Below are 24812 nucleotides of genomic sequence, written 5' to 3' on the forward strand. Positions count from 1 at the left end.
CGGACTTGTGACCAGGATCCGCTCGAAAGCGCCGCCGTTCAAGCGGGACCGGCGCTCGTTCTGGCTCTGGGGGTCGAAAAACCGGCACCGGTGCGGCGCGTGCCGGTGGGATCAGCCCTTGAGGCCGCCGCTGAGCAGGTCGAGGCGCCAGAAGCGCTGCAGGAACAGCAGCAGCGCGATGAGCGGGACGACCGACACGGCCGCGCCCACGATGGCGATGCCGTAGAGCGCGGGCTCGGAGGAGCCCTTGGCCAGCAGGGTGTAGAGGCCGACGGTGATGGGGAATTTCGACTCGTCCGACAACATGATGTACGGCAGCAGGAAATTGTTCCACGTCCCCACGAACTGCAGCATGAAGATCGTCACCATGCCCGGGAGCATCATCGGCAGGCCGATGGACCCGAAGATCCGATACTCACCGGCCCCGTCGATCCTGGCCGCCTCCAGTGTGGCGTCCGGGACGGAGGACAGGGCGTACACGCGGGCCAGGTAGATGCCGAACGGCGAGATGAGGCCGGGCAGCAGGACGGACCAGTAGCTGCCGACCAGGTTCGTCTCCGACATGATCAGGTACTGCGGGATGGCCAGCGTCATGCCGGGCACGAGCACGCCGGCCAGGATGGCGTAGAACAGCACGGTGCGGCCGCGGAAGTCGTACTTGGCCATGGCGTAGCCGGCGAGGGTGGAGATGAGGGTGGAGGCGGCGGAGCCGACGACGGCGTACAGGGCGCTGTTGGCCGCCCAGAGGACGAACCGGCCGTCGCCGTAGGAGAACAGGTCGCGCAGGTTGTCCAGCAGGCCGGTGCCGGGGGCGAAGGTGAAGGTGGAGAAGAGCTCGCCGCTGGCCTTGGTGGCGGCGACGATCACCCAGGCGACCGGCACCAGGCAGTAGAGGGCGCCGGCGAGCAGGACGATCGTCGGCAGGAGCTTGGCGCGCTGGTGCGGGAGCAGGTGCGTGCGCGTGGTCATGACAGGCCTCCGGAGGCGCGCTTCTGGGTGACCTTCAGGAGCACGACCGAGACGACGAGGGTGCCCGCAGCCAGGATGACGGAGGCGGCCGAGGCCAGGGGCAGGTCGTCGCGGATGAACGCGTCGCGGTAGATGTGCATCAGCGGGACCCAGCTCTGGGAGATCTCGGTGGTCATCGGGGCCAGCGTGGTCGGCTCGCCGTACACCTGGAGGGTGCCGATGAGCGCGAACAGGCCGGTCAGCACGAGCGCGGGCGCCACCAGCGGGATCTTGACGTGCCAGGCGATGCGCCATTCGGAGGCGCCGTCGATGCGGGCGGCGTCCGACAGCTCGGCCGGGATGCCGCGCAGCGACGTGAAGATGATGATCATGTTGAAGCCGACGCCGCCCCACACCGCGATGTTGGCCAGCGACGGGTAGATGCCGTCGCCGGCGAGGAACGGGATCTCGCCCAGCCCCAGCTCCCGGGTGAGGTAGCTGAAGGGGCTGGTGGAGGGCAGGTACATGAAGCCCCACAGGAGCGAGGCCGTCACGCTGGGGATGGCGTACGGCAGGAAGATCGCCGTGCGCGCGAACCGGCGGCCGCGCGCGCCCGCGTAGTCGAGCAGCAGCGCGAACAGCAGCGCCGGCCCGAGCGTGAGCGGCACGCTGATCAGCCCGTAGAGGGCGAGCCGGCCGAAGCCGGCCCAGAACTCGGCGTCGGTGAGGATCCTGGCGTAGTTGTCGAGCCCGACGAAGACCTCCTGGCGGGTGCCGAAGATGCCCGTGCCGGTCAGCCGCAGGCCGCGGGCGCTGAGGTAGACGGCGTACCCGATGGGGGCGGCCAGGAAGGCCAGGAACAGCAGCACCGCCGGGGCGACGAACACGTACGGCGCCCGCGACCCGCGGCGGGCGCCGTTGACGTCCGTCATTGCCCGGCGACCTTGAAGCCGGTGGCCTTCATGTCGTCCACGACCACCTGCTGCGTCTTCTGCAGGGCCTGGAGGAGGGGCGTCCTGTCGCGGACGGCGGCGGCCATGGCGTCCTGGAAGGCGCTCTGCGCGGTGCCGACGTTCGGGCCCCAGCTGATGTGCGGGATCGTGCGCTGCGCGGCCTTGGTGGCGACCTGCCAGTAGTCCTTCTGGTTCGCCACCAGCTTGGGCGGCTCGCTGGAGGCGGTGGCCTGCTGGCCGGCCAGCGACGCCGGGTACTCGCCGGCGGCGATCTGGATGTCGTAGGCGGCCTTGTCGGTGTTCATCCACTTGGCGAACGTGGCGGCGGCCTGGGCGTGCTTGGAGTTCTTGGTGACGGCGATGGCGCTGCCGCCCTGGAAGGCCACCCGGTCGTCGCCCGGGGTCCACTGCGGCAGCGGCGCGATGGCCCAGTCGCCGGCCTGCTTCTCGGCGATGCCGTACAGCACGCCGGGGGCCCACAGGGCGCTCGGCCAGCTCAGGATGTTGCCCTTGTTGAGCTGGTTGTTCCATTCGGGGGTGAGCAGCGGCTGGGCCTTGACCAGGTCCTTGTCGATGAGGCCCTGCCAGTAGGCGGCCACCTCGGTGGAGGCGGTGTCGGCGATGCCGACCGTCCAGGTCTGGTCCTGGACCTTCCACCAGGTGGCGCCGGCCTGCTGGGCGAGCCCGGCGAAGTTGCCGAACTCGGCGGGGGCGAACGTGGCCAGGTAGGCGTCGGGGTCCTTCTTGCGGACGTCGGCGGCCACGGTGGCGAACTCCTGCCACGTCTTCGGCACGGAGATCTTCAGCTCGTCGAAGCGTTTCCTGTTGTAGACCATGACCATCGGCCCGACGTCCTGCGGCACGCCGTAGACGGCGCCGTCGAAGCTGGTCAGCGACCACACCTCGGGCGTGAAGGCGCCCTTGATGTCGGCGGTGTGGGCGGAGATGTCGGCCAGCGCCCCGGCGACGATCATGGCGGGGATCGTCTGGTACTCCAGGCAGGTGGCGTCGGGGGCGTTGCCCGCCCGGCTCGCCGTGAGCAGCTTGGTCGCGGTGTCCGTGCCGCCGCCCGCGTCGGTGTGTCTGACCTGGATGTCGGGATGGGCCTTGTTGAACGCCGCGACCTTCTCCTTCTGGCCCGCGCTCCAGCACCAGAAGTTCAGCGTGACCGGCCCGGTCTGCGCCGCCTGCGTCGCGGCGGCCCCGTCGCCCGTGCCCGTGCCCGTGCCCGATGAGCAGGCGGCCAGGACGACGGCGAGTCCGAGCGCCGCGATCGAGCCGGAGACCCCACTGATACGCATCCGCGTCTCCTTCCACGCAAAGTCCCAGAGATGGCTTTGCAGGGAAGCCAACTTAGAGAAGAAGTGAGGCGCATGTCACTACTTGTGCACAAATTTCACGGATGTTATGTGCGATGAATCTCGTGTTAGCTTTGCGGCGAAGCTAAGAGAGGGAGGCTGGCGCTGATGGCCGTTGGGCCCCGAAGATGGGGCGGCATGTGGGACGCCTTGCCCGACGCCGCGCGCTCCATCGTCAAGGAGCTGATCATCCATGGCCCCCAGTCCAGGACCGCGCTGGCCAAGACCCTGCACCTGTCCACCGGCAGCCTGACCCGGCTGACCAAGCCCCTGATCGACGCGGGGCTCCTGGTCGAGGGCGAGGTGGTGCACGACCCGGTCAACGGCCGCCCGACCCGGCCGCTGGACGTGGCCGCCGCCGAGCACCGGTTCCTGGGGCTGAAGCTGACCGCGGACCGCGTGCACGCGGTCGTCACCGACCTGCGCGCCGAGGTGATCGCGGGCCGCGACGAGCCGATCACCGACCACAGCCCGGAGGCCGTGTGCCGGCAGGCGCGCGGGCTGCTGGACGAGCTGGCCGGCGGCCCGCCGGTGGGGGCCGGGATCACGCTCGGGGGCAACAACCGCGCCTCGGCCGGGGTCGGCGGGGAGCGGCTGGTGGACGCGCCGTACCTGGGGTGGGAGCAGGTGGAGCTGAAACCGCTGATGGAGCGGGCGCTCGGCGTGCCGTGCGCGGTCGAGAACGACGTCGCGGCGCTGGCGCACCAGCACCACTGGTTCGGGCCGGGACGCGGGCTGCGCGACTTCGCGCTGGTCACGATCGGGGCGGGCATCGGGTACGCGCTCATCGTGCACGACCACCTGGTGGCCGCCTCGGAGGCGGACCTGGGCATGTTCGCGCACCTGGTGCTGCGTTCCGGCGGGCCGATGTGCCCGGAGGGGCATCGCGGGTGCGCGGCGGCGTACCTGTCGAGCGGGTCGATCGAGGCCGCCGCGGCGCTGGCGCTGCGGCGGGAGGTGGGCTACGACGAGGTCATGCGGCTGGCGGCGGCCGGCGACCGGGTGTGCCTCACCCTGGTCCGCGAGGCCGCGCACGCCCTGGGCAGGCTCATTGCGCTGGTCTCGACGGTCTCCATGGTCAAGACCGTGGTGCTGGCGGGCGAGGGCGTGGAGCTGGCCCGCCTGGCCAAGGACGACCTGGCCCGGGCCCTGGCCGCCTTCCGGCGTGACGTGCCCGGCTCGGTGAACGTGGTCGTCGAGGCCGACGACTTCCGCGAGTGGGCGCGCGGCGGCGCCGTCGTCGCCATCCAGAGTTTCGTCACCGGCAGCGACTGAGGAGGACATCACAGGTGAAGCGGCATTCGGCCAGGCTCGGCGACCCCTGGGTCGGCGTGAACTTCTGGTCCAGGGCGGGCGGGCCGCGCATGTGGCGCTCGTACGACCCCGGCGTCGTCTCCGCGGAGCTGGAGGTCATGCGCGAGCACGGCATGACCGTCACCAGGAGCTTCTTCTACTGGCCCGACTTCATGCCCACCCCCGACACCCTCGACGAGCAGCTCGTCGCCCGCTACGCCGACTTCCTCGACCGCCACCAGGCGCTCGGCATGCGCACGATCCCGACGTTCATCGTCGGCCACATGTCCGGGCAGAACTGGGACCCGGCCTGGCGGCAGGGCCGCGACCTGTTCGGCGACGTGTGGTTCGTGGCCCGCCAGGCCTGGTACGTGCGCGAGCTGACGGCCCGCTTCAAGGACCACCCGGCCGTGGCCGCCTGGCTGCTGACCAACGAGATCCCCATCTACGGCGACTGGCGCTCGCGCGGCATCGGCACCCTCGACCACGAACAGGTCGCGAGCTGGGCCCAGATCCTCATCGACGCGGTCCGCGCCGGCGGCGGCACCCAGCCCGTCTCGATCGGCGACGGCGCCTGGGGCGTGGAGGTCACCGGCAACGACAACGGCTTCCGGGTGCGCGAGCTGGCCGGGCTGGTCGACTTCCTCGGCCCGCACGTCTACCGCATGGAGACCGACGCCGTACGCCAGCACCTCGGCGCCGCGTTCGTGTGCGAGCTGCTCGACCTCGGCGGCAAGCCGGTGGTCATGGAGGAGTTCGGCCTCACCAGCGACTACACCAGCGAGGCGAACGCGGCCCACTACTACCGGCAGGTCCTGCACAACACCCTGCTGGCGGGCGCGACCGGCTGGCTGGCCTGGAACAACACCGACTACGACGACCTGTGGGAGGCCGAGCCGTACAGCCACCACCCGTTCGAGATGCACTTCGGGCTGGTGGACTCCGCCGGGCGGCCGAAGGCGCAGGCCCGCGAGGTGCGTGACTTCGCGGCCCTGATCGAGCGCGTGGACCTGCGGCGCTGCGCCCGCCCCGACGCGCAGGCCGCGCTGGTCGTCTCCTCCTACCTGGAGAGCCGGTACCCGTTCACGCAGCCCGGTGACGCCACCGTCGTCTTCGACGTCTGCCGGCAGGCGTACGTGGCGGCCCGCGAGGCCGATCTGGCGGTCGGCGTGGCCAGGGAGAAGGACGGCATCCCCGGCGACTGCCGGCTGTACCTGCTGCCGTCGGCCAAGCAGCTCACCGCGCCCGGCTGGCGCGCGCTGCTGGAGCGGGCCCGCGCCGGCGCCACCGTGTACGCCTCCTGGTTCGCCGGCGAGCACGCCAACCAGCGCGGCTCCTGGTGGCCGGGCCTGGACGAGATGTTCGGGGTGCGCAAGCAGTCGCGGTACGGCCTGGTCGAGCCCATCCCCGGCGACACGGTCACCCTGACCATGGAGGCCGCGCTGGGCGACCTGAGGGCCGGGGACGAGCTGACCTTCCCGGTGGCGGGCACCGCCAACTCGCGCTCGTACCTGCCGGTCGAGCCCGACGGGGCGCAGGTGCTGGCCCGCGACGACGGCGGACGGCCCGCCCTGTTGCGGCACGCCGTGGGAGCGGGCTGGATGGTGCTGGCGACCTACCCCCTGGAGTACATGGCCGCGATCACGCCGGACGCCAACCCCGAGCCCACCTGGCGCCTGTACCGGGCGCTGGCTCGCGCCTCGGGGGTGGAAAGCCCCGTCTCGTTCGAGACGCCGCTGGTCAGCGCCGCGCTGATGCGGCACGAGGACGGCCGGGTGTTCGTGTGGTGCGTCAGCCAGTCCGGCGCGGAGATCAAGGCCGCGCCGTCCGTGCGCGGCGGGGTGCTGCGCGACGAGGACGGCGCCCCGGTCAGCGTCGTGGAGCTGCCGCCATACGGCGTGCGCGTGCTGGAGCTGGCATGAGGATCACCGACGTCGAGGTCCTGGTGACCTGCCCGGGACGCAACTTCGTGACGCTGCGCGTCCACACCGACGAGGGCGTGTACGGGCTCGGCGACGCCACGCTCAACGGCCGCGAGCTGGCCGTCGCCTCCTACCTGCGCGACCACGTGGCCCCCTGCCTGATCGGCCGCAACCCGTTCCAGATCGAGGACATCTGGCAGTTCCTCTACCGCGGCGCCTACTGGCGGCGCGGCCCCGTCACGATGACCGCGATCGGCGCGGTCGACACGGCGCTGTGGGACATCAAGGGCAAGGCGCTGAACGTCCCGGTCTACGAGCTGCTGGGCGGCGCGAGCAGGACCGGGGTCCTGGTGTACGGGCACGCCAGCGGCCAGAGCGCCGGCGAGGCCGTGGAGGCGGTCGGGCGTTACCTGGACCTGGGGTACAAGGCGGTCCGCGTGCAGGCCGGGGTGCCGGGGCTGGCGGGGACGTACGGCGTGGGCAGGGGCGAGCTGTTCTACGAGCCCGCCGAGGCCGGGCTGCCCGCCGAGGACGTCTGGAGCACCGAGAGGTACCTGGCCACGGTGCCGTCGCTGTTCGAGCGGGTGCGCGCGGAGTACGGCGAGGAGGTGCACCTGCTGCACGACGCCCACCACCGGCTCACCCCGATCCAGGCGGGCCGGCTGGGGCGGGACCTGGAGCCGTACCGGCTGTTCTGGCTGGAGGACGTCGCGCCGGCCGAGCAGCAGGAGGCCTTCCGGCTGATCCGGGGGCACACCACGACGCCGCTCGCGGTCGGGGAGATCTTCAGCACCGTCCACGACGCGACGCTGCTGCTGCGCGAGTACCTCATCGACTACCTGCGGATGACCGTGGTGCACGGCGGCGGGATCACCCATCTGCGCACGGCCGCGGCGTACGCGGACGTGCACCAGGTGCGGACCGGCTGCCACGGCGCCACCGACCTGTCGCCCGTCGCGATGGCCGCCGCGCTGCACTTCGACCTGTCCATCCCGAACTTCGGCATCCAGGAGTACATGCGGCACACCGCCGAGACCGACGAGGTCTTCCCGCACGCCTACGCCTTCTCCGGCGGTTACCTGCATCCCGGGGACGCTCCGGGGCTGGGCGTGGACTACCGGGACGACCTGGCGGAGCGGTTCCCGTACCAGCGGGCCTACCTGCCGGTCAGCCGGCTGGAGGACGGCACCATGAGCAACTGGTGAGCCTCACGCGCGGGTGCGCGCCATGAGCAGGGCGACGTCGTCCTCGGCGGGGCCGTCGCCCACGATGGCGCCGACCACGGAGGCGCACAGGCTCTCCAGCGTCGGCAGCGCCGCCGCGCCGGCCAGGGCCGTGCCCAGCCTGGCCATGCCCGCGTCGAGGTCCGCCTGGCGCGTCTCGATCAGGCCGTCGGTGTAGAGGGCGAGCACGGTCCCGGCGGCCAGGTGGAGGTCGTGCGACTCGAACGAGCCCATCCCGAGGCCGATCGGGGTGCCGCTGGGCAGCGGCGGGAAGATCACCTCGCCCGCCGGGGTCACTACCGCGGGCGGCGGGTGCCCGGCCGCGGCCATGGTGCAGCGGCGGGTGGCGGCATCGTAGATCGCGTACAGGCAGGTGGCGCCCGTGACGTCGAGATCGCCGCAGGCGTCGTCGGCCACCAGCCGGTCGAGGTGCGCGAGCAACTGGTCCGGCGGCAGCTCCAGGTACGACAGCGTGCGCACGGCGGTGCGCAGACGGCCCATGGTGGCGGCGGCGTTGATGCCGTGGCCGGTCACGTCGCCGACGACCAGGGCGATCCGGGCTCCGGGCAGGCGGATGGCGTCGTACCAGTCGCCGCCGACGCCCTCGTGCACGTCGGAGGGCAGGTAACGGGAGGCCACCTCGACGGCGGCGCCGCCGCACAGGTCGCGCGGCAGCAGGTCGCGCTGCAGCGCCAGGGCGGTGTTGCGCTCGCGCGTGTACCGGCGCGCGTTGTCCAGGCTCAGCGCGGCCCGCGCGACCAGCTCCTCGGCCAGGACCAGGTCGTCCCTGGTGAACGGGGCCGGGTTGGAGTTGCGGACGAACACGGCCACGCCCAGGATGTCGCCGCGCGCCTCCAGCGGGACGATGAGCAGGGAGTGCATGCCGGTGCCGTGGATGATCCGCGCCCGGGCCGGATCCTGGTCCAGCCAGGTGCCGGGCGAGGTGTCCAGCACGGCCTCGAAGTGCGGCCGCCGCGTGGCCAGCACCTCCGTGAACGGGGAGCCGGGCGGCACGAACACGGCCTCCCCGATCGGCCACAACGACTCGGGCACCCCGTCGTGCACCGACGCCACGCCGGCCCGCCGGAAGACGGGGATGCTGACGTCCGAGGCGGCCAGCCGCTGCAGTGGCTCGGCGTCGGGGAGCATCACCTCGGACAGGTCGACCGTCACGTAGTCGGCCAGGATCGGCACGGCCAGGTCGGCCAGCTCCTGCGCGGTCTTCCTGATGTCGAGCGTGCTGCCGATGCGCACGCTCGCCTCGCGGAGCAGGGCCAGACGGTCCCTCGCCCTGCTGCTGCTGATGTCCAGGGCCAGCGAGCACACGCCCAGTGGCTGCCCGTCCAGGCCCTCCAGGCGGAACAGCGAGGTGGACAGCGTGCGTTCCTCGCTCCCGTCGGGTGAGACCCAGCGGGCCTCGCGGTCGATCATGGGCGTGCCGTCGGCGAGCACCTTGCGCATCGCCTCCTGAGCGGCCTCGGTGTCCGTGCCCGGGATGCGGTCCGTCAGGGAGCGGCCGATGTGGTAGTGGGGGAAGACGCCTTCCAGGTAGCCGGCCGCCGCGTTCAGCCAGACGCAGCGCAGGTCCCTGTCCCAGATGGCCATGGCGACGGGGAAGAGGCTGATCAGCGACTCCATGAGGGAGCCCGTGCCGCCGGACAGGTCGTCGGCGGCGGGGATGGCCGAGACGAGCCACGACTCCCCCGCCCTGGCGGTGGCCAGCGGGGCGACCTCCGCGCGCACGACGATCCGTTCGCCGTTGCGCCGACGCACCTCCACCAGCCCGGCCTTCGTCTCCCGCAGACCCGACCACTCGCCGCCGGCCCGGTCATCCGGCCCTGGCTCCGTAGCCGGGCCGTGCGAGCGGCCGGCGCGGGCCCCGGGGCCGTCTGAGCGGGCCGCAGGGGTGTCCGTGCCGTCGTCGCGGGCCGCACCCGCTTCCGTGCCGTCGTCGCGGGCCGCGTTGACGTCCGGGGCCTCCGTGCCGGTGCGCAGGAGGAGGGTCGTCACCGGGCGGCCGAGGATGTCGGCGGCGGCGTAGCCGGTGAGCTCCTCGGCGGCCGGCGACCAGCCGATCATGATGCCCTCGCCGTCGATCACGGCGACCGCCGGGAACGCGCCTCTTCTGTCGCTGCCGGGTGCGCCCATGTCATCACCCATTCGTGCTCGTGAACGAGCCTCACCGAGCCCCAGAATAGCCGCGCCTACCTGGGACAACCCTCCCTTGACCAAGCCTTGCCCCGACATATGCGGACAAGCGGCGCGGTGTCGGCGCCGCCCGTCCTGTCACGCAGGGTCGGCGGCCCGGCGTCGGGGCCGGGCCCCGAGTACGGGCTGCGGCGGCGCGAGGGCCGATGCCGCCATGGCCGGGTCAGGCGGGGCCGTCGGTGCCCGAGCGAGGGTCGAGCACGAGGGTCGTCTGGCGCTCGGCGGCGACCTGCAGCGTGCGCAGCCGCAGCAGGGCGGGGTGCTCCTCCAGCAGCCGGGCCGTGTTGGCCAGCGACCGCAGCGCCGCCGCCTCGGCCCGCGCCTCCTCCAGCGCCGCCTTCCCCCGCTCCTTGGCGATCACCACGTCCATCGCCGCCCGCCGCAGCTCACCGGGCAGCATGACGTCGCGCGTCCGTACGTCGCCGACCTCGATCCCGAGCCCGGACACCTCCTCCCGCACCCGCTCCGTGAGCCCTTCGGACAGCGCCGCGCGGTCGGCGAGCGCCGCCTCCAGGGTGAGCGCCGGGACGCGCTCCCGGATGGCGTCCTGGACGGCCGAGTACAGGAACTGGTCGGGCACGGAGGCCGCCTCCGTGTAGGCGGCGGCGTCGGTGACCCGCCACTGCGCGGTCACCGTGACCCGCACGCTCACCCCGTCGGCGGTGATGAGCTCCTGGCCGGGCACGCTGAGCAGCCGGGGCCGCAGGTCCACGGTGAGCAGGGTGGTGCGCCGCGGGCGGTAGCGATGCCGCCCCGGCTCCAGAACGCGCTTGAGCCGCCCGTCCACGTACATCAGGACGCGCTGCCACGCCATCACGGTCACGTGTGCCACTTCTGCTCACCTCCGTGGGAAACGGCCCCCGGGCACCGCCGGCGGCTCGGCGGGGACGTCCCCGGCGCCCCCCGGAGGGCGGCGGCCGGGAGTCCGCAGGGCCTCGCCGTCGTTGCCTGGGCTCGGTGCCCGGGGGCCGCCCCGTGAGGGAGTCGAACCCCGGTCTGTGCAGGACCTCACCAGTCGGAGGGACGCCGATGCGCGGGACGCCGTCCGGCGATGCCGGTGCGCCGCTGTTCCGCGTGCCCTTCCGGCCTCAACGCTAGCCGGGCCGCGAGCAGCCGCTCCACCGGTTTTCGCCGCGCGGGCCGTCCGCGCCCGGCGCGTCGCCGACGTTTGCCGATCTCCAGCGTGGAAAGCTGGAACAGGGCCCGCGGAGTCTCTCCCCGGCCCTCGGCGGGCAGAATGGTCATGGTTTTCGAGTTCGAACTACGGTGTCCCATCACGGCCGACCTCGGCCTGATCAGGGATCTGGTACGCCTGCACGGCCGCCACAGCGGCCTTCCCGACCGGCGGCTCGAGGATCTGGTGCTGGCCGTGAACGAGGCGGTCACCAACGTGCTGGACCACGGCGGCAAGTCGGGCATCGTCACCGCCCGCGCCGCCGGCGGTCAGGTCGTCGTGGACGTCCTCGACTTCGCCGGTCTGCTGACCCACGACCATCTCGCCGCGGCCAGGCTCGACCGCACCGCGTCGCACGGTTATGGCCTGTGGCTGATCCAGCACCTGTGCGACGAGGTCGTGCTGGAGCTCGTCGAGCGGGGCTCGCTGCTGAGCCTGTGCGTACGCGATCGCAGCCCAGCGAAGGGCAGCCCAGCGAAGGGCAGCCCCGCGAACGGCAGCCCCGCGAACGGCAGGGCGGCGAACGGGAGCCGGCGCCTGCAGACGAGCAGCAGCTGATCGCCCGCGACGTTGATCCAGAGCTAGGTTCGACGTATGCGGAACACAGGAACGGGCCCCGGCCCGATCACGCCTGACGGATCCCCCGTCGAGTTCTACAGCAGGCTCAGGGCCGGCGGCGAGCCCGAGATCGTCGCGCAGGTCACCCCTCCCGGCGGCTCCGTGCTGGAGCTGGGCTGCGGCGTCGGCAGGGTCACGCACCCGCTGATCGACCTGGGCTTCGACGTGGTGGCCGTGGACGAGTCGCCCGAGATGCTGGCGCGGGTGCGCGGCGCGCGCACGGTGGCCGCCCGGGTGCAGGAGCTGCGGCTCGGCGAACGTTTCAACACGGTGATGCTGGCCTCCCAGCTCGTGAACACGGTGGACGACGCCTCCCGGCACGCGCTGCTGGCGGCCTGCGCGCGGCATGTCGGGCGGGGCGGCGCGGTGCTGATCCAGTGGATGCCCGCCGAGGCGCACGACCGCTGGCACGTGGGCATGGGCCGCCAGGACGGCGACGTGTCGATCACGATGGCGGCCGTCGAGGAGGTCTCCCCCGGCGTCTTCCACGCGACCATGCGCTACACGTACGGCGAGGACGGCCGGGAGCAGGTGTGGACCCAGTCGTTCTCCTCCAAGCGCCTCACCGACGGGGAGCTCGCCGCGGCGCTGCGGACCGAGGGGCTGCGGCTGGAGCGTTTCCTCACGGAGGACCGCACGTGGGTGGTGGCCGTGCCCGCCTGATCACCGCGCCGGGCGCCTTTACGATGTAGATCCAATTTTTCCAGAAATACTGGAAAATGCTGGGACGGCTGGTACAGTCGCGCCATGAGTGACCGGCTGGACGATCTCGAACGGCGGATCGACGAGCTGCGGGCCGGCGTGCGCAAGGCGATGCGGGTCAGGGACGGCGCGGCCGCCCGCGCCCTGCGGGCCGAGCTGCGCAGCGCGGAGCGTGCCTGGGACGCCCTGGTCAGCGGCCGGCAGCCGCAGGCCAAGGAGGAGCCGCCGACCCTGGTCACCGTGCGCGAGCAGGTGCACCAGGGGCTGCGCCTGCTGGGGGCGTCCGCCCAGCCACGGCTGATCGTGGCCGTCAGCGACGCGTTCTTCGGCGGCACGATCCGCAGCAACCAGCTCACCAGCCTGCGCAGGGACGAGGAGCGCTCGTTCCGGTCCTCACCGTTCGGGCGGCCGTACTACCTGTGCGCCGCGCTCACCGACCGCCTCTCCCCCGCCCGCGGCCTGCTCACGCTCAGCACCTGGCCGCTGGAGCGGCGCGTGGTCGGGCCGCTCAGCCCCCGCGTCGACTTCCTGACCTGCGCCATCGCGGTGGCCCGGCATCAGGCGGAGGAGGGCTCGGGCGACGAGCGGGCGCAACGCTTACTGGTCCGGATGGCCAGGAACGTCCCCGGCGCCACCGACGGCACGCTCGGCCCGCCGGACCCCGCGCGGGTGGCCGAGGCGGCCCTCGCCGAGCTGCGCGTGCACGCGGATCGCGACACGCGGGATCGCGCCGAGCTGGCAGAACGCGCCACAGCGCAGCTCGGTGACGCCGCGCGGCTGTTCGGCGCCGCTACGCTGAGCACGATCAAGAAGGAGAAGGCCAAGTGAGCGGCTTGAAGCGCGAAGGCGACCACGTGTACCGGCTGGAGGCGTTGCGGGGCACCACGCCGCAGCAGCCACACGACGCGCGCGCCATCGCGGCCCTGGCTGCGAACCCCGGCTGCACCCGCCGCGCCCTCATGGACGGCGCCGGCATCGCCAAGGACGCCGCCGCCCGGCACCTCGGCTTCCCCGCCCCGTTCGGCCAGTCGCCGTTCGCGATCACGCGCGGCAACATGTTCGAGGCGCTGGTCAAGGCCGACGGCTGCGCGGAGCTGCTGCGCATGCTGCGCGAGGTGCTCGGCCTGCCCGTCGCCGAGGTGTCCTACCACGACGTGGAGAACGTGGGCGCCCATCTGCGCCACGCGCACACCCGCGCGCTGTTCGACCGGGCGGCGCGCGAGGGGCAGGACGCCGGCACCCTGTACGACCATCCGCTGCTCAGCCTGCAGATCGCCGGCCACACCGCCTACCTGGAGCCGGACGTGGTGGCCTTCCAGCTCGGCGGGCGCTTCCACATCGTGGAGATCAAGTCGTTCGCGGTGATCGACGGCCAGGCCGACCCGTCGGCGGTGGCGGCGGCCGCCCGGCAGGCGGCGGTGTACGTGCTCGCCCTGCGCAACCTGCTGGCGGAGCTGGGCCACGACCCGTTGCAGGTCTCCCACGACGTGGTGCTGGTCTGCCCGGAGAACTTCGCGAACCGGCCGGTCGCGACCCTGGTCGACGTGCGCAAGCAGCTCGCGGTGCTGCGCCGCCAGCTCGCCCGGATGACCACGCTCGACCGGCTGCTCGACGGGCTGCCCGACGATCTCACCTTCGACCTGCGGCCCGACGAGGACGGCCGGCCGACCAGACCGGTGGCCGAGCTGGCCGACGCGCTGCACAGGGCCACCGCCCGGTACGCGCCCGACTGCCTGTCCACGTGCGACCTGTGCTTCTTCTGCCGCGACGAGGCCCGGCAGGAGGGCGCGTCCGACCTGCTGGGCCGTCAGGTGCGCGACGAGCTGGGCGGGGTCGCCTCGGTGGCCGAGGCGCTGGGCCTGGCCGACGGGTCCCGCGACCCGGCCGAGGGGCAGGAGGAGATCGCCCGGCTGCTCCGCAACGCCGAACGCCTGCGCAGGGAGTGCCTGAATTGAGCCCGCCGACCACCCGCCTGCCGCGCGGACGCGCGCAGACGCCCCGCATGACGCCGCCGGCCACCCGCCCGCCGCGGAGACGCCCGACATGAGCCTGCTGACCTCGCTAGCCCGGCTGCGCGCCCTGGACGAGGGCATCGCGCAGCCCGTCGCGACCGTCAGGCACTGCCACCTGTCCGAGCGTCCCATGGTGTTCATCCCGCTCAAGCTGTCGGGCGAGGCCGCCGCGCCGCTGGCCGCGATGCTCGGCACCGACCGGGACCGGCCGCGGCTGCTCGTGGTCACCCAGCCCCGCAACCGCGACCTGCGCTTCGCCTGGGCCGCCGAGCTGGCCGGGGTGCTGCTGCCCTACATCGAGGGCTTCATGAACGACACCGAGACGGTGGAGCGCAAGAGCGCCGACCCGTACGAGCGGGCGATCGACGCGCCGCAGCTCGTCGTCCCGAACCAGGGCGGCGTGGCCTTCACCCGGCTGCTCGGCCGCTCGACCCGCTTCCGCCGCACCGACGGGCCCTACCCGGTGCCGGAGTCGGTGCCGCTGCTCGGGCGGTGGCTGACCTATCTCGGGGAGCGGGCGGCGTACCCGGGCTCGTCGCTGATGCTGGCCGCCACCGAGGAGCTGGGCCGCCACTGGGCCAGCGGGCAGAGCTCGCTGGAGGACGCGAACCTGGCCGCGCTGCTGGCCTGGATCACCACGGGCCCGACCGACGAGGCCGAGGACCCGCTGGTCTGGCCGCCCGCCGGCCCGGCCACCGACCCGGGCTTCGACGCCGAGGTGCTGGCTCCGGCGATGGACAGCGAGTCGCCCGAACACCTCACCGGGCGCATCACCGAGGCGCTGCGCACCCAGCTGGAGCCCACGTGGCGGCTCATGTGGCAGGCGATCGACCTGCTGGCCGCGCTGCCCGAGGGCGCGAGCGTGGCGCAGCGGTGGGAGCAGGACCGCGGCTCCTTCAGCGGCATGGCGGTGCACATCGCCGAGGGCGCGCCGCCGCAGGCCCGGCGCGACGGCGCGGTCACCGCCGCCGCCAGGCTGGCCCGCATGGAGCGCGCCCAGGCCGGCTACGACGTGCAGCGCGCCTACGACGACCCCCTGGTGATGGCCGAGTACCGGCTGACCGGCGAGGCGTTCGCGGGCGAGGTGATCGAGACGGTGCCCGACAACACCGAGGGTGAGGGCCGCTCGCGCAAGCTCCGCCCGCTCGTGGTGATCAAGACCGACGATCCCGTACGCCTGCCGCCCGGCACGTCGCTGGGCACCCCGCAGCGCCGCAGCCAGGGCGCGGAGCTGGTGGAGGCCGCCGAGGGCCTGGTCACCCTGAAGATCACCAAGGGGATGGGCCGGGGCAAGACGGCGGCGCCCGGCGCGGTGCCCGAGGTGGGCGAGCGGGTCTGCTACACCTCGCTGACCGACGACTTCCAGGGCTCGCCCGCCCTGCCCGAGCCCGAGGCCACACCGTGGACGCACGGCGGCCCGCCGCAGGAGTACGTGCCCGACGACGAGGACGCCCAGGAGGAATGGTCGTGACCGGCGAGCAGCCGATGATCGGGCCCGAGCAGGTCATCAGGAACGTTCTGGCCGACCTGCCCCGCCATCGGGGCGTGGTCGTCGACTCGCCGCCCGGGGCGGGCAAGTCCACGCTGGTGGTGCGGGCGGCGGCGCACATCGCGGCGACCGGCGAGCCGCTGATGATCGTGGCGCAGACCAACGAGCAGGTCGACGACCTGGTGGCCAGGATCAGCGACAAGCACCCGCACCTGACCGTGGGCCGCCTGTCGGCCGGCGGGTACGTGCCGCCGCTGCGCATGCTGGAGCTGCCCGGCGTCCGGGTCGGCACCCGCATCCAGGACCTGGGCGACCCGGACATCGTCATCGCCACCGCCGACAAGTGGGCGTGGATCGGCGACCGGGTGTGGCCGTGGGCGATCGTGGACGAGGCGTACCAGATGCGCTCGGACAAGCTGCTGCGGATCGCGGGCCTGTTCGAGCGGGCGCTGTTCGTGGGGGATCCCGGGCAGCTCGACCCGTTCTCGATCGTGGACGGCGACCGCTGGTCGGGGCTGTCGTGGGACCCGCTGCAGAGCGCGGTGTCGGTGCTGCTGCGGCACAACCCGGACCTGCCGGTGCACCGGCTGCCGGTCTCGTGGCGGCTGCCCGCCTCGGCGGCGCCGGTGGTGTCGCAGGCGTTCTACCCGTTCACCGGGTTCCGCTCGGGCACCGGGCACGGCGACCGGTGGCTGGAGCTGTCGACCGGCGGCCTGGGCGGGGTGCACGACCGGGCGCTGGAGGAGGCGGCCCGGTCGGGGTGGGCGCTGCTGGAGCTGCCCAACCGGCACACCGTGCGGACCGACGGCGAGGCCGTGCAGGCGGTGGCGAAGCTGGCCGAGCGGCTGCTGCAGCGGGGCGCGGTGGCCGGCTCCGAGCAGGGCGAGCGGCCGGTGACGGCGGACCGGATCGCGGTCGGGGCGGCGCACCGCGACCAGGTGGCGGCCATCCGGGCGGCGGGCCTGCCGGCGGAGATCACCGTGGACACCGCCAACCGGCTGCAGGGCCGCGAGTACGACGTGACGATCGTGCTGCACCCGCTGTCGGGCCGCAGGGACGCCACGGCCTTCCACCTGGAGTCGGGGCGGCTGTGCGTGCTGGCGTCACGGCACCGGCACGCGTGCGTGGTGGTGGCCAGGGCGGGCATCGCCGAGCTGCTGGACGCGCACCCTTCGGCGGAGCCGGTGCAGCTCGGCGTGCCGGTGAAGTTCCCCGACGGGTGGGAGGCCAACCAGTCGGTGCTGGAGCACCTGGCCAGGCACCGCGTCTGAGCGGCTAGGGCAGGCGGCGCTGCCAGACGTCGATGGCCATGACCAGGCGCATGCCCGCCGACTCGTACAGGCCGAGCGCCGGGGTGGTGTTGTTGGAGTCGACGTGCAGGATCGTGCCCTTGCGGCCGCGGGCGGCGTCGGCGGCGAAGGCGTGCCGCAGCAGGAACCGCCCCAGCCCTCTCCCCCGGTGCCCGGGCAGCACGGCCAGCGTGGCCACGTAGCCGCATTCCTCGTCGAGCGCGAACTGGTTGCTGCCGATGAGCACCGCGGCGGGCCGCCCGTCGAGGCGGGCCAGCGTGAGCTGGCTCCAGTCGGTCGTGCTGGCGGCCTGCCTGCGCTCGTACCACTGGTCGTAGCCGATGGGCACGAAGCCGAAGTGCTCGGCGAAGCCCTCCTGGTGCACGCGGTGCGCCTCGCGCCGCACCTCCTCGTCCTCCCCCGAGTGCAGGGTCAGGCCCGGGAGCGCGGCGGGCGGCTCGACGGGGCCGTGGTGGTCGATGCGCATGCGGTGGTAGCTCGTGCCCGGCTCGAAGCCCAGCGCCTCCACCTGCGCCCGCTTGGCCTCGTCGCCGCGGTAGACGCCGATGTGCAGGGTGACGGCGTCGTGGCCGCGCTCCTTGCCCAGCTCGGCCGCCCGGGTCAGCACGGTGGGCCACAGCTCGCCGGCCAGCCCGCTCACGCCGGGCCGGACGATGACCTCCACGTCGACGAGGTCGCTGTCGCCGTTGCGGCACGCCCAGGCCCAGCCGTCGAGCCGGCCGTCGGCGTCGTGGGCCAGCCAGCCGTCCGTGTCGCGGTCGAAGCCCGGCTCGACCAGCTCGTCGGCGATGTCCTCCAGCGTGGAGTCGGGAGCGCCGATGGCGGCCGTGTCGCACGTGGCGACGAGCTCGTGGATGGCCGCGGCGTCGTCCACGCGGGGCCGGCGGATGGTATGCATGGGAGGGATTGTCCAGGAGGCGCCCTTCCTGCGCCTCCCATTTTTCAGCCGGCCGCCGGGGTGGCCGCCTTCTCCCCGGACGGGCTGGCGCCGCGCAGCGGGATCTCCTTGACGAACACCGCCACCACCGGCACGACGACGGCGAACGCGATGGCCCACCAGAACACGCCGGAGATGGAGACGGCCAGCGACTCCATCAGCCCGGTGCGCGCCGGGGCGGGGAGCCGGGCGATCGCCGCGGGGTCCATCCTGGCGCCGTTCCCGGCCATGCCCGCCGCCTCCCGCTCGCCGAACCGGGCGGTCAGCTCCGACAGCAGGTGGTTGTTGAAGATCGCACCGAACAGGGAGACGCCGAAGGAGCCGCCGATGGAGCGGAAGAACGTGCTGGCGCTGCTGGCGACGCCGAGGTCGCGCTGCTCGACGCTGTTCTGCGCGATGAGCATCGTGGTCTGCATGAGGAAGCCCATGCCGAGGCCGAGCACCGCGATGTAGAGGCCGGTCTCCCAGGACGGCGTGGCGACGTGCATGGTGGACAGCAGCCACATGCCGGCGACCATGCCGACACCGCCGATCACCGGATAGATCTTGTACTTGCCGGTGCTGGTGATGGCGCGGCCCACGAAGATCGACACGACCATGGCGGCGCCCATCATGGGCAGCATCAGCAGGCCGGAGTTGGTGGCGGTGGCGCCCTGCACGAGCTGCTGGAACAGCGGCAGGAAGTTGATCGCGCCGAACATGGCGAAGCCCAGCAGGAAGCCGATGACGGAGATCAGCGTGAAGTTGCGGTTGCGGAAGAGCTGCAGCGGCATGATCGGCTCGGCGGTGCGCCGCTCGACCAGGACGAACGCCGCCAGCGTGAGCAGGGCGAGCGCGGCCAGGGCGAGGATCTGCCACGAGCCCCAGGCGTAGTCGTTGCCGCCCCAGGTGGTGATGAGCACCATCGCGGTGATGCTGGTCGACAGCAGGATCGCGCCCGCCCAGTCGATGCGCACGTCCGTCCTGTCGACGGGCGGCAGGTGCAGCTTGGCGATGATCAGCGCCAGCGCGACGGCGCCGACCGGCAGGTTCACGTAGAAGGCCCAGCGCCAGTCGAGGTGGTCGGTGATGAAGCCGCCGACCAGCGGCCCGGCGATCATGGCCAGGGACATGACGCCGGCCGTGATGCCCTGGTACTGGCCGCGCTCGCGGGGCGGCACCAGGTCGCCGATGATGGCCATGACGTTCACCATGAGGCCGCCCGCGCCCAGGCCCTGCACCGCCCGGAAGGCGATCAGCTCGGCCATGCCGCCCTCGGGGCCGCCGAACAGCGCCGAGCCGGCCATGCCGCAGAGCACCGAGCCGGCCATGAAGATGACGATGGAGACGATGAAGATGCTCTTGCGGCCGTACAGGTCGCCGATCTTGCCCCAGATCGGGGTGGAGACGGTCGTGCCCAGCACGTACGCCGTCACGACCCAGGACAGGTGGGTCAGCCCGCCGAGCTCTCCCACGATGCGCGGCATGGCCGTGCCCACGATCATGTTGTCCAGCATGGCCAGGACCATCGCGAGCATCAGGCCGGGCAGGACGACCATGACCTCGCGGCGGCGACCGGCTCCTTCCGCCACCCTTACCCCCATTTGGTTGAACATTTGCTTACTTGCCGCCCGGCAAGCGTAGAATAAGGTAGATACTTACTTGCCGGCCGTCAAGTAGAAAAGGTGCGAAGTGCGGGAAGACACGCGAACCCGAATTCAGGAGATCGCGCTGAGGCTGTTCACCGAGCAGGGTTACGAGGCGACCTCCCTGCGGGAGATCGCCGAGGAGCTCGGCGTGACGAAAGCCGCTCTTTACTACCACTTCAAAACCAAGGACGACATCGTGGCGAGCCTGGTCGAGAAGCGCCTCACCGAGCTGGACGAGCTGCTGGAGTGGGTCAGGAGCCGGCCCAGGACCCCGCAGACGCGCCGCGAGCTGGTCGATCGCTACGCCGACAACATCCGCGCGACCCGGCACCTCGGCATCGCCAGGTTCCTGGAGCGCAACCAGACGGCGCTGCGCGACCACCCGACGCTGATCAGGATCCGCGAGCGCATGATGCAGCTCACGTCGGAGATCAGCGAGCCGGGCGCCCCGCCCGCCGAGCGCATCAGCCATTCGCTCGCGCTCTTCGCCCTGCACGCGGGCAAGTGGCTGATGAAGGAGGGTGAGCTCTCCGACGAGGAGATCCACACGGCCTGCCTGGAAGTGGCCCACCGGCTCCTGGAGCGATAGCGATTTTCGGGCCCTCGCGTCCGAAAGCCACGATTGGGACACGGATTCGAGGGCAGGAGGGTCGCACGCATCCAGACGGGAGGAGGCGCAGTGGAGGCTACGATGGCACTCCGACTGCCCAGGGATGCGGCGAGCGTCCCGCTGATCAGGCAGATGCTGGACGGCACGCTGCGGTCGCTCGGCGTCGAGCCGCAGGTCCGAGATGACATCGAGCTGATGCTCACCGAGGCGTGCTCCAATGTGATCAAGCATGCGGGGCCCAGCGACGACTACACGGTCAGCGCGTCCGTCCACGACCACCTGTGTGTGATCAAGGTGGTCGACAACGGCGACGGATTTGACCCTCGTAACGTGGCCGAGCCCGAGCCCGGCTCGGAGCACGGGCGCGGGCTGCAGATCATGCGGGCGCTCGCCGACGACATCCGATTCACCAACCGGCAGGAGCACGGTTCGGTGGTCTGCCTGGAGAAGCGCCTGCGCTACGCGCCGGGCGCTGCCGGGCAGCACCTCATGGCCACCTGAGGCCTCTTGGCGGATCTGCTGCCGGATCCCGCGACCGCACCGGGACCTCCGGGTCCCGGTGCGGCGCTGTGCCGGGGCCCGTTCGCCCCGAGGCTCCACACCCCGGTGCGGCGCTGGGGCCGGGCCTGCCCGGCGGGAGGCCCCTACACCCCGGTGCGGCGCTCGATCGGCTGCCGGTGCAGGCGGTAGCCGCGCAGGGCGCCGCCGCCCCGCCTCGCCTCCCTGGGCTGCGCGCCGCCGAGCAGGAAGCGGCGGCGCACCCGGGGCTCGCCGCCGCTCAGCTCCGCCCGCCGCCGCTCGGGCACCGTCTCCCCGCTGAGCTTCAGCTCGAGCCGGGGCTCCCGCCGGGCCAGCCGCCTCCAGATCCTCCTCCACTGGGTCATCGAGGCGGCCATCGCCAGCAGGGTGATCATCGCGACGGCCGAGACGAGCAGCACCGCCAGGACGATGAGGAGCAGGACGACTGCCAGGGATCCGATCGCGCCGAGCACTGTCATCATTCGGCGGAAAATGCCCGCCCACCAGCGCTTTATGCCAATGAATGGGGATATATCGACCTTACTTTGACTCTATTGGTCTGACCCGCCGTTGAGCTGGTCCAACCGTCCCGGCAGGAGGTCGAGCCGGCGCAGTATCACGCCCTCGCGCAGCGCCCACGGGCACACCTCGAGCCGGTCCACCTCGAACAGGTCCATGGCCGCGTCGGCGACCAGCGCCCCCGCCGCGAGCTGCGCCGCCCGCCCCTCGGACACGCCGGAGAGCTGCGCCCGCTCGGCCGACTTCATGGAGGTGAGCTTGGCGGCCCAGTCGGCCATGTCCTGGCGCGACAGCGAGCGCGAGACGTACGGGCCCTCGTTGGAGGGCGCCGCCCCGGCGATCCTGGCGAGCTGCTTGAACGTCTTGGACGTGGCCACGGCGCGGTTGGGCTCGCCGAACCTGACGACGTCGCCGACCGTGCGGGCGATCTCGGTGCGTACGTGCTTGCGCAGCTTGCGCACCTCGTCCGCCGCGGGCGGGTCACCGGTGAACCAGTCGCGCGTCAGCCGTCCCGCGCCCAGCGGCAGCGACACGGCCACGTCGGGCTCCTCGTCCACCCCCGCGGCGATCTCCAGCGAGCCGCCGCCGATGTCGAAGGCCAGCAGCCGCCCCGACGACCAGCCGAACCACCGCCGCACGGCCAGGAACGTCAGCCTGGCCTCGTCGCGCCCCGACAGGACCGCGATGTGCACGCCGCAGCGCTTGTCGATCTCGGCGAGCACCTGCTCGCCGTTGGCCGCCTCGCGCACGGCCGAGGTGGCGAAGGCCAGCAGGTCCTCCACCCCCTTGTCCTCGGCGAGGTGCACGGCCTCCTCGACGAAGCTGCCGAGCCGCTCGATGCCCTCCCTGCCGAGCTTCTGGTCCTTGTCGAGGTGCTCGGTCAGGCGCAGGTCGACCTTGTGGGAGTAGGCAGGCATGGGCCGGGCGCCGCGATGGGCGTCGACGACCAGTAAATGGACGGTGTTCGAGCCGATGTCCAGCACGCCGAGTCGCATGACAGAAAGCTACCGGTCTGCGGCTTTTACGGCGAAACTGAGTTGAATGTGGCCGAGGGCGACGGGCACGGGATCCTCCAACGTGACGGACGAGGTGACTGAGTGCTCACGCAGGAGCGTGCCCCAGCGGGGCGATCGGGCGCCGCCGGGCGCTCCATGGGCGGCCGGGGCGTGACGGCTCCCCGGGCCGGAGCGGGCAGGGCGGGCGTGGTGGCCGGCGCCCCGGGTGTCACCCCGGCCGGGCGCGTGATCGTGGCCATGTTCCAGGGACTACCCTTCCTTGGTGTCGTGACACTTTGGGGGGATCGTTGAGCGCTTGTTGTGGCCCGAGCCGCGACTCAGCCGCCGGGCAGGTCAAGGAGGCCGTCGAGCTCGTCGCGCGGCGTCCCGCGCCCGGCGGGCCGCCGCGGGGCATGGTGCGCATTCCCGGGGGGACGTTCCTCATGGGCGGCGACGACCCCGACGGGCGCCCGGAGGACGGCGAGGGGCCGGTGCGCGAGGTGCGGGTCGACCCGTTCTGGATCGATCCCGCGTGCGTGACGAACGCGCAGTTCGCCACGTTCGTCAAGGAGACCGGGTACGTCACCGAGGCCGAGCGGATCGGCTGGTCGTTCGTGTTCCGCCAGTTCGCCGCGGCCGGCGTCATGGAGGCCACGGTGCCGGGCGCCCCCTGGTGGGCGGGCGTCGAGGGGGCCACCTGGCGCTCCCCCGAGGGCGCCGGCTCGACGGTCGGCGACCGGCAGAACCACCCCGTCGTGCACGTCTCGTGGAACGACGCCGCCGCGTACGCCGCGTGGGCCGGCAAGCGGCTGCCCACCGAGGCGGAGTGGGAGATGGCGGCCAGGGGCGGGCTGGAGCGCAGGCGTTATCCGTGGGGCGACGAGCTGGCGCCCAAGGGGCGGCAGCGGTGCAACATCTGGCAGGGCCGCTTCCCGACGGCGCCGAGCAAGGGGACGATGCCGGTCAAGTCGTTCCAGCCGAACGGCTACGGGCTCTACAACGTCTCGGGCAACGTGTGGGAGTGGACCGCCGACTGGTGGGGCGTGGAGTGGGAGCCGTTGGCCGACAACCCGGCCGGTCCGGCCGAGGGCACGGCCAAGGTGATCCGCGGCGGGTCGTACATGTGCCACGACTCCTACTGCAACCGCTACCGGGTGGCCGCGCGCACCTCGAACACGCCCGACTCCTCGACCGGGCACACCGGGTTCCGCTGCGCGGCCCTAGTCTGATCGCATGTCACGAACCCTGCGACTGTTGATCACCGGCGGCGGCACCGGTGGTCACACCTATCCGGCTCTGACGACCCTGTCGGCCGTCCAGCGACGTCAGGTGCCGCACGACGTGCTCTGGGTGGGCACCGCCAACGGCCTGGAGGCGCGGATCACCGCCGAGCACGGCATCCCGTTCAAGGCGATCACCACGGGCAAGCTGCGCCGCCGTCCGAACCTCAAGGAGCTGGGCACCAACATCGCCGACGTGTTCCGCATCCCCGTCGGGGTGCTGCAGGCGATCGGGCACGCGGCGCGCTACCTGCCCGACGTGGTGCTGTCGACGGGGGGTTACGTGGCGGTGCCCATCGGCGTGGCGGCCAAGATCATCCGTCGGCCGCTGGTGATGCACGAGCAGACCACGGTCGTGGGGCTGGCCAACCGCATCCTGGCCAGGCTGGCGACCAGGATCGCGCTGTCGCACGAGTCGTCGCTGCAGTACCTGCCCGCCTCGGCCCGGTCGAAGGCCGTGGTGACGGGCAACCCGATCAGGCCCGAGCTGCTGCAGGGCAACCGGGCGGCGGCCTACGACCTGTTCGGGCTGACGTTCGAGGTGCCGCTGATCTACGTGACCGGCGGCGCGCAGGGCAGCAAGCAGATCAACACGCTGATCGCGGAGGTCCTGCCGCGGCTGCTGCCGCACGCGCAGATCGTCCACCAGTGCGGGCCCGCGTGGATCGACCAGATGCGGGCCGTGGCGCTGCCGCCGGAGCTGGCCGACCGCTACCACCCGGTGCCGTACGTGGGCGGGGAGCTGGCCGACCTGTTCGCCGCGGCGGACGTGGTGATCTCGCGCAGCGGCGCGGGCACGGTGTCGGAGCTGACCGCGATCGGCAAGCCGTCGGTGCTGATCCCGCTCATCCCGACCGGCGGCGACGAGCAGCGCAAGAACGCCGGCTACCTGGCCTCGGCGGGCGCGGCGCGGGCGCTGCTGGAGCCGCACCCCACGGCCGAGATGCTGCTGGCCGAGCTGATGCCGATGCTGGCCGACCCCGGGCTGCGGCAGGCGATGGGGCACGCGGCGGCCAAGCTGGGCCGCGTGGACGCCGCCGACGCCCTGTGCGACGTGCTGCTGCAGGCCGCCCACCACGCCTGACGACCGTCCGCCGCCTGCGGCCCTGGTCCT

General features: G+C 72.5%; 23 protein-coding genes. 13 read left to right on the top strand and 10 right to left on the bottom strand.

The features are described from left to right. Positions 1-111: 111 nt before the first annotated feature. Genes HD597_RS27940 through HD597_RS27950 form a run of 3 tightly spaced genes read right to left on the bottom strand, consistent with a single transcriptional unit; the run spans position 112 to position 3202 of the window. A complete protein-coding gene (locus HD597_RS27940; RefSeq protein WP_253745819.1) occupies positions 112-969 on the bottom strand; it encodes a carbohydrate ABC transporter permease in 858 nt (285 codons plus the stop codon). Beyond that, entirely contained in the window at positions 966-1880 is a 915-nt protein-coding gene (locus tag HD597_RS27945; RefSeq protein WP_253745820.1) for a carbohydrate ABC transporter permease, read from the bottom strand. The genes HD597_RS27940 and HD597_RS27945 overlap by 4 nt, the downstream gene beginning before the upstream one ends. Then, positions 1877-3202, bottom strand: a complete 1326-nt coding sequence (locus HD597_RS27950; RefSeq protein ID WP_253745821.1) for an ABC transporter substrate-binding protein — start codon at positions 3200-3202, stop codon at positions 1877-1879. The genes HD597_RS27945 and HD597_RS27950 overlap by 4 nt, the downstream gene beginning before the upstream one ends. A 195-nt stretch (positions 3203-3397) precedes the next feature. Between HD597_RS27950 and HD597_RS27955 the strand changes: the two genes are divergently transcribed. The 3 genes from HD597_RS27955 to manD are packed head-to-tail and all read left to right on the top strand — an operon-like array spanning position 3398 to position 7679. Beyond that, positions 3398-4534 (top strand): ROK family transcriptional regulator, encoded by a 1137-nt coding sequence (locus HD597_RS27955; RefSeq protein WP_253745822.1) that lies wholly within the window; start codon positions 3398-3400, stop codon positions 4532-4534. 14 nt (positions 4535-4548) lie between these two features. Further along, a complete protein-coding gene (locus tag HD597_RS27960; protein ID WP_253745823.1) occupies positions 4549-6474 on the top strand; it encodes a cellulase family glycosylhydrolase in 1926 nt (641 codons plus the stop codon). After that, positions 6471-7679, top strand: a complete 1209-nt coding sequence (gene manD, locus HD597_RS27965; RefSeq protein WP_253745824.1) for a D-mannonate dehydratase ManD — start codon at positions 6471-6473, stop codon at positions 7677-7679. Before HD597_RS27960 ends, manD begins: the two co-directional genes overlap by 4 nt. 3 nt (positions 7680-7682) lie before the next feature. On the opposite strand, the gene HD597_RS64810 is transcribed toward manD, so the two are convergent. The 3 genes from HD597_RS64810 to HD597_RS27985 form a co-directional block, all read right to left on the bottom strand. Then, positions 7683-9845, bottom strand: coding sequence for a SpoIIE family protein phosphatase (locus HD597_RS64810; protein ID WP_276083036.1), 2163 nt, complete (start codon positions 9843-9845; stop codon positions 7683-7685). A gap of 223 nt (positions 9846-10068) precedes the next feature. Then, positions 10069-10737 carry a slipin family protein gene (locus HD597_RS27980; RefSeq protein ID WP_253745825.1) on the bottom strand — a complete coding sequence of 223 codons (669 nt, stop codon included), beginning with the start codon at positions 10735-10737 and terminating at the stop codon, positions 10069-10071. Between the two features lie 176 nt (positions 10738-10913). Next, on the bottom strand, positions 10914-11150 hold the full coding sequence (locus HD597_RS27985; protein WP_253745826.1) for a hypothetical protein: 237 nt from the start codon (positions 11148-11150) through the stop codon (positions 10914-10916). Here HD597_RS27985 and HD597_RS27990 point away from each other — a divergent pair. The 6 genes from HD597_RS27990 (at position 11149) to HD597_RS28015 (ending at position 17171) form a co-directional block, all read left to right on the top strand. Then, a complete protein-coding gene (locus HD597_RS27990; RefSeq protein WP_253745827.1) occupies positions 11149-11637 on the top strand; it encodes an ATP-binding protein in 489 nt (162 codons plus the stop codon). The genes HD597_RS27985 and HD597_RS27990 overlap by 2 nt on opposite strands. Positions 11638-11673: 36 nt before the next feature. Continuing rightward, entirely contained in the window at positions 11674-12360 is a 687-nt protein-coding gene (locus HD597_RS27995) for a class I SAM-dependent methyltransferase (RefSeq protein WP_253745828.1), read from the top strand. An 84-nt stretch (positions 12361-12444) separates the two neighbouring features. Beyond that, positions 12445-13227, top strand: a complete 783-nt coding sequence (locus tag HD597_RS28000; protein ID WP_253745829.1) for a hypothetical protein — start codon at positions 12445-12447, stop codon at positions 13225-13227. Continuing rightward, positions 13224-14354 (top strand): hypothetical protein, encoded by a 1131-nt coding sequence (locus HD597_RS28005; protein WP_253745830.1) that lies wholly within the window; start codon positions 13224-13226, stop codon positions 14352-14354. Before HD597_RS28000 ends, HD597_RS28005 begins: the two co-directional genes overlap by 4 nt. A gap of 88 nt (positions 14355-14442) precedes the next feature. Then, a complete protein-coding gene (locus tag HD597_RS28010) occupies positions 14443-15882 on the top strand; it encodes a hypothetical protein (protein WP_253745831.1) in 1440 nt (479 codons plus the stop codon). Next, positions 15873-17171, top strand: coding sequence for an AAA family ATPase (locus HD597_RS28015; protein WP_253745832.1), 1299 nt, complete (start codon positions 15873-15875; stop codon positions 17169-17171). Before HD597_RS28010 ends, HD597_RS28015 begins: the two co-directional genes overlap by 10 nt. Before the next feature lie 4 nt (positions 17172-17175). Here the strand turns inward: HD597_RS28015 and HD597_RS28020 are convergent, their stop codons facing one another. Then, positions 17176-18108: a GNAT family N-acetyltransferase gene (locus HD597_RS28020; protein ID WP_253745833.1), complete on the bottom strand. Its 933-nt coding sequence runs from the start codon at positions 18106-18108 to the stop codon at positions 17176-17178. A gap of 44 nt (positions 18109-18152) precedes the next feature. After that, complete coding sequence (locus HD597_RS28025) at positions 18153-19718, bottom strand: MDR family MFS transporter (RefSeq protein WP_253745834.1); 1566 nt, start codon at positions 19716-19718, stop codon at positions 18153-18155. 100 nt (positions 19719-19818) lie between these two features. Between HD597_RS28025 and HD597_RS28030 the strand changes: the two genes are divergently transcribed. Then, positions 19819-20364, top strand: coding sequence for a TetR/AcrR family transcriptional regulator (locus HD597_RS28030; RefSeq protein ID WP_253745835.1), 546 nt, complete (start codon positions 19819-19821; stop codon positions 20362-20364). A 102-nt stretch (positions 20365-20466) separates the two neighbouring features. Continuing rightward, entirely contained in the window at positions 20467-20886 is a 420-nt protein-coding gene (locus HD597_RS28035; RefSeq protein ID WP_253745836.1) for an ATP-binding protein, read from the top strand. A gap of 143 nt (positions 20887-21029) precedes the next feature. Here the strand turns inward: HD597_RS28035 and HD597_RS28040 are convergent, their stop codons facing one another. Both HD597_RS28040 and HD597_RS28045 read right to left on the bottom strand, forming a co-directional pair. Further along, positions 21030-21386 (bottom strand): hypothetical protein, encoded by a 357-nt coding sequence (locus tag HD597_RS28040; protein WP_253745837.1) that lies wholly within the window; start codon positions 21384-21386, stop codon positions 21030-21032. 69 nt (positions 21387-21455) lie between these two features. Beyond that, entirely contained in the window at positions 21456-22418 is a 963-nt protein-coding gene (locus HD597_RS28045; protein ID WP_253745838.1) for a Ppx/GppA family phosphatase, read from the bottom strand. A gap of 413 nt (positions 22419-22831) precedes the next feature. Here HD597_RS28045 and HD597_RS28050 point away from each other — a divergent pair, with 413 nt between their 5' ends. Then, a complete protein-coding gene (locus tag HD597_RS28050) occupies positions 22832-23647 on the top strand; it encodes a formylglycine-generating enzyme family protein (RefSeq protein WP_253759503.1) in 816 nt (271 codons plus the stop codon). A gap of 4 nt (positions 23648-23651) precedes the next feature. Then, positions 23652-24782, top strand: coding sequence for a UDP-N-acetylglucosamine--N-acetylmuramyl-(pentapeptide) pyrophosphoryl-undecaprenol N-acetylglucosamine transferase (locus tag HD597_RS28055; RefSeq protein ID WP_253745839.1), 1131 nt, complete (start codon positions 23652-23654; stop codon positions 24780-24782). Positions 24783-24812: the final 30 nt, after the last annotated feature.

The organism is Nonomuraea thailandensis (genome assembly GCF_024172165.1).
Classification (GTDB): Bacteria; Actinomycetota; Actinomycetes; order Streptosporangiales; family Streptosporangiaceae; genus Nonomuraea; species Nonomuraea thailandensis.

What these genes read in the sequence shown, in the direction of transcription:
- HD597_RS27940 (WP_253745819.1), bottom strand. Translation starts at nt 969, where the DNA reads ATGACCACGCGCACGCACCTGCTCCCGCACCAGCGCGCCAAGCTCCTG.
- HD597_RS27945 (WP_253745820.1), bottom strand. Translation starts at nt 1,880, where the DNA reads ATGACGGACGTCAACGGCGCCCGCCGCGGGTCGCGGGCGCCGTACGTG.
- HD597_RS27950 (WP_253745821.1), bottom strand. Translation starts at nt 3,202, where the DNA reads ATGCGTATCAGTGGGGTCTCCGGCTCGATCGCGGCGCTCGGACTCGCC.
- HD597_RS27955 (WP_253745822.1), top strand. Translation starts at nt 3,398, where the DNA reads ATGTGGGACGCCTTGCCCGACGCCGCGCGCTCCATCGTCAAGGAGCTG.
- manD (WP_253745824.1), top strand. Translation starts at nt 6,471, where the DNA reads ATGAGGATCACCGACGTCGAGGTCCTGGTGACCTGCCCGGGACGCAAC.
- HD597_RS64810 (WP_276083036.1), bottom strand. Translation starts at nt 9,845, where the DNA reads ATGGGCGCACCCGGCAGCGACAGAAGAGGCGCGTTCCCGGCGGTCGCC.
- HD597_RS27990 (WP_253745827.1), top strand. Translation starts at nt 11,149, where the DNA reads ATGGTTTTCGAGTTCGAACTACGGTGTCCCATCACGGCCGACCTCGGC.
- HD597_RS27985 (WP_253745826.1), bottom strand. Translation starts at nt 11,150, where the DNA reads ATGACCATTCTGCCCGCCGAGGGCCGGGGAGAGACTCCGCGGGCCCTG.
- HD597_RS27995 (WP_253745828.1), top strand. Translation starts at nt 11,674, where the DNA reads ATGCGGAACACAGGAACGGGCCCCGGCCCGATCACGCCTGACGGATCC.
- HD597_RS28000 (WP_253745829.1), top strand. Translation starts at nt 12,445, where the DNA reads ATGAGTGACCGGCTGGACGATCTCGAACGGCGGATCGACGAGCTGCGG.
- HD597_RS28010 (WP_253745831.1), top strand. Translation starts at nt 14,443, where the DNA reads ATGAGCCTGCTGACCTCGCTAGCCCGGCTGCGCGCCCTGGACGAGGGC.
- HD597_RS28015 (WP_253745832.1), top strand. Translation starts at nt 15,873, where the DNA reads ATGGTCGTGACCGGCGAGCAGCCGATGATCGGGCCCGAGCAGGTCATC.
- HD597_RS28020 (WP_253745833.1), bottom strand. Translation starts at nt 18,108, where the DNA reads ATGCATACCATCCGCCGGCCCCGCGTGGACGACGCCGCGGCCATCCAC.
- HD597_RS28035 (WP_253745836.1), top strand. Translation starts at nt 20,467, where the DNA reads ATGGCACTCCGACTGCCCAGGGATGCGGCGAGCGTCCCGCTGATCAGG.
- HD597_RS28040 (WP_253745837.1), bottom strand. Translation starts at nt 21,386, where the DNA reads ATGATGACAGTGCTCGGCGCGATCGGATCCCTGGCAGTCGTCCTGCTC.
- HD597_RS28045 (WP_253745838.1), bottom strand. Translation starts at nt 22,418, where the DNA reads ATGCGACTCGGCGTGCTGGACATCGGCTCGAACACCGTCCATTTACTG.
- HD597_RS28050 (WP_253759503.1), top strand. Translation starts at nt 22,832, where the DNA reads ATGGTGCGCATTCCCGGGGGGACGTTCCTCATGGGCGGCGACGACCCC.
- HD597_RS28055 (WP_253745839.1), top strand. Translation starts at nt 23,652, where the DNA reads ATGTCACGAACCCTGCGACTGTTGATCACCGGCGGCGGCACCGGTGGT.